Genomic DNA, 3,449 nt, shown 5'->3' on the forward strand with positions numbered 1-3,449 from the left:
TGGTTTATCTTCTGGTTTATCTTCTGGTTTATCTTCTGGTTTATCTTCTGGTTTAGTTTCTTCTGGTTTAGTTTCCTCTGGTTTAGTTTCCTCTGGTTTAGGTGTTTCCTCTGGTTTAGGTGTTTCCTCTGGTTTCGGTTTCTCCTCTTTAGGTTTCTCCTCTTCTGGCTTGGGAATAGGAGGTGGTGCATTTGGGCGAGGATTCGCTGCTTTAGGAGCCTGTCTTAACTTAGGTTTTGCTGCTGCTGCTGGTTTAGGTGGAGTCTTACTGCCAGCACCTTTCAAACTGACAATTTTAACTTTTTCTCGCTTAACATGTGAAGGGGTAGGTGTAGGATTAGGTTTAGCCTCTTCCGGCGTTGGCGAAATTAGTACTAAAGCGTGAATAATTACAGAAACGACTAGTATCGGTCGATATAATACCCGCAATGCAGGTGTTATTTTTTTAGCGACAGGTGTTAGCTTTTCTTTAAGAAGGGTTAATTTTTCAGTAAGAGGAGTTAATTTTTTAGTAGCTAGTAATAAGGGGTTATTCATTTGGATTGACTGGAAATTAAACTACAAATTTCACACCTTGTGCGCTTGATCTAGAATAAGTATCTTCGTAGAACAGGCATCTTGCCTGTGACAAAACTAACAGGCAAGATGCCTGTTCTACGTGGGATGTCACATGATATTTAGACTAGAAATCGGCGATTAGTACATTACCAATTTGCTAATGACTAATCGCTTTTTACCTAATTCAAAAGGTCAATACCTATCTAACTGCCTGTTGAAAAGCAGTTTTGGCAGCACTATATTCTGCGCCTGACATAGGAATGTACTGAACTTCGGCTACTAACTTAGGCGCATTATCTAAGTAAAACTCTATAAACCGTTTCACTTCCGGTCTACTTTTTGCCGCGCCAAGGTTGACATAAATAAATAAAGGCCGAGACAGGGGATAGCTGCCATCCTTCACTGCCGCGATGGAAGGCATTACCGGAGTATCGCCATCTTTCTTAGCAACGGGAATCGCTTTGAGGCGTTTTAGGTTGGCTTCATAATAGGCGAAACCAAAATAACCTAGACTGTTGCGATCGCGAGTAACCCCTTGTACTAAAACATTATCATCTTCACTGGCGGTATAGTCACCCCGACTTTCTTTCGCCTTACCATTAATTATTTCTGTGAAGTAGTCAAAAGTACCCGAGTCAGCACCTGGCCCATATAGCGCCAGAGGTGCATCTGGCCAACTCGGATTCACTTGGTTCCATTTCTTAATTGTACCTTGAGCTGCTGGTTCCCACATCTTTTTCAGTTGAGCAAAGGTGATGCCATTAACTGCGCTATTTTGGTTATTCACCACGATGGTTAAGGCATCCATACCCACTTGCACTGGCGAATAATTAATGCCTTTGCTCTTACATGCTGCTATCTCTTCTGCTTTAATGGGGCGGGAGGCATCAACAATGTCAATTTCTCCGGCACAAAACTTTTTAAAACCACCGCCAGTGCCGGAAATACCAACTGTTACTTTAATACTTCTATTCGCATTTTGAAACTCTTCTGCGACAGCTTCCGTGATGGGAAAAACTGTACTAGATCCATCAACTTTAATGGTAGTTGTATTTTGAGACTTCACCGCAGGCACGGCTATTACCACTGTTGCTGCTACCATTGCAGCTAATCCGGTGACTATTGTCAAGGGATTAGACTTAAATTTCATATTCTTCACTACCATACTTTTAACCCTATGAGGCTAGGGGTGATGAACTCAACTAGAAATTACAATACCTGACCAAGGTTAAGGGCTTTTAATCAAAAGTTAAGAAATAATTAAATAGAAATTAAGTTTTGTTAATAAGAAACCCGGTTTCTTCAAGAAACCGGGTTTTTGGGTGCGCGGTTTATTTTGGCGAATCCCCTTTCCAACTCATAAATTTCTCTAATTTACCCTTAGTTTAAGGAACTGTTGACTGGGATGCTTGAGGTTGAGGAGATATTGTCGGGACAGGATCTGCTGGTTTAATTCGAGTAGGTTGCGGAGATGGTGTGGGAGTAGAATCTCCTGGTTTATTCCCAGTAGCTTCAGGAGATGGTATTGTAGTAGGAACTTCTGGTTTATTTCCAGTAGGTGATGGAGATGGTGTTGTAGTAGAATCTCCTGGTTTATTCCCAGTAGCTTCAGGAGATGGTATTGTAGTAGGAACTTCTGGTTTATTTCCAGTAGGTGATGGAGATGGTGTTGTAGTAGGAACTTCTGGTTTATTTCCAGTAGGTGATGGAGATGGTGTGGGAATAGAAACTTCTGGTTTGTTTCCAGTAGGTGATGGAGATGGTGTGGGAGTAGGAACTTCTGGTTTAGTCGGATTCGCTACTGGAGGTGTTGTCGAATTAATAGCTTGGCAAATGTTTTCGTTATAGTCAAAGGTGACACTTACCAAGTAAATTTGAAGTTTACCTGTTTGATTATTAAACCCGTGAGACAGGACATCCTGTTCCGCTTGGCGATCTAAAATGGGATCGCCCGAACTCTTAGTTACAAGTTTCTCACTCGTTGGTTTGCCATCAGCACCAACCTCAATCCCAATAAAAGTACTTCCTTTTGGAGCCTTAGCACAGGCTTCTTTAGGATAGTTACCGGGAATCGTTATTGTCCCGTCAGCTTGTTTTTTATCGTATAGGCTTAAGAAATTGTGAAGATTGATTTTGCCTTCACCATCAGTACGATTGCTGCTGCTAATAGCAATCGTACTGCTCAGATCTCTTATTTGCTGCGATCGAGAAATAATAACTTGTTTGGGATCTTTACCAGGAGGAACAGTTAGAGTAGGATTTGTTATCGGCGGAGTTGGCAGGATATCCTGATCGTCAAAGTTAAATAAATCCTTCACCTTTGGTCTGGAATCTAATACTGGAATTCCATAAGGTCTAGGTGTTACTGGTATTCTAATATTATTTTTCGGTGGATTTACGATTCCTATTCCGTTGACATTTGCGATGTTATAGGGTTTATTTAAAACTGGATTTTTTAAAGTACCAGGGTTCGTTTTTAAATTACTCTTAGGTAGTTTTTTACCAATTTGAAACTTTGCAGGAGATTGTTTCTTAACTGGAGTTTGAGGAACTTTTGCAGAAACTTTTGCAGGAATCTTGGGAGTAGGAAGACGATCTAATGGTGGAAAAGCGGACTGAATCGGAGTCTGCTCATAAATTGTGGGTGGGGCTGGCGAGACAACAAATTCGGGAATACGACTTTGATCTTCTGGGGTTAATGATAATAATTGAACTGGTTGGGGTAGCTGGGATTTTCCACTTGAGAAAACAGAGGTATGGGGTAGGGTTAAGCCTAATGCTGCATGAATTCCTGCGGATGCCATTACCGCAATCGCTGTTGGTTGATTCAGCTTTTCAATTAGGGTTGTAATTAAGGTTATGTAAGACATAAATGGGGAATGGGGAATGGG

At 41.3% G+C, this 3,449-nt stretch carries 2 protein-coding genes and 1 pseudogene; all 3 read right to left on the reverse strand.

Annotated features, from left to right (window positions below):
• Nucleotides 1–537, reverse strand: a pseudogene (locus NJ959_RS15930) (hypothetical protein); the annotation flags it as partial.
• Between the two features lie 220 nt (nucleotides 538–757).
• The gene (locus NJ959_RS15935) at nucleotides 758–1,708 is read right to left on the reverse strand and encodes a PstS family phosphate ABC transporter substrate-binding protein (protein WP_254012724.1); all 951 of its coding nucleotides are present in this window, start codon (nucleotides 1,706–1,708) and stop codon (nucleotides 758–760) included.
• 235 nt (nucleotides 1,709–1,943) lie between these two features.
• Nucleotides 1,944–3,449, reverse strand: a 1,506-nt coding sequence (locus NJ959_RS15940; protein WP_254012725.1) for an energy transducer TonB, incomplete at its 5' end; no start/stop codon positions are given.

The organism is Limnofasciculus baicalensis BBK-W-15, from assembly GCF_024178385.1.
Classification (GTDB): domain Bacteria; phylum Cyanobacteriota; class Cyanobacteriia; order Cyanobacteriales; family Coleofasciculaceae; genus Limnofasciculus; species Limnofasciculus baicalensis.

Coding starts and splice junctions, on each gene's coding strand:
- NJ959_RS15935 (WP_254012724.1), bottom strand. CDS start 1,708: ATGAAATTTAAGTCTAATCCCTTGACAATAGTCACCGGATTAGCTGCA.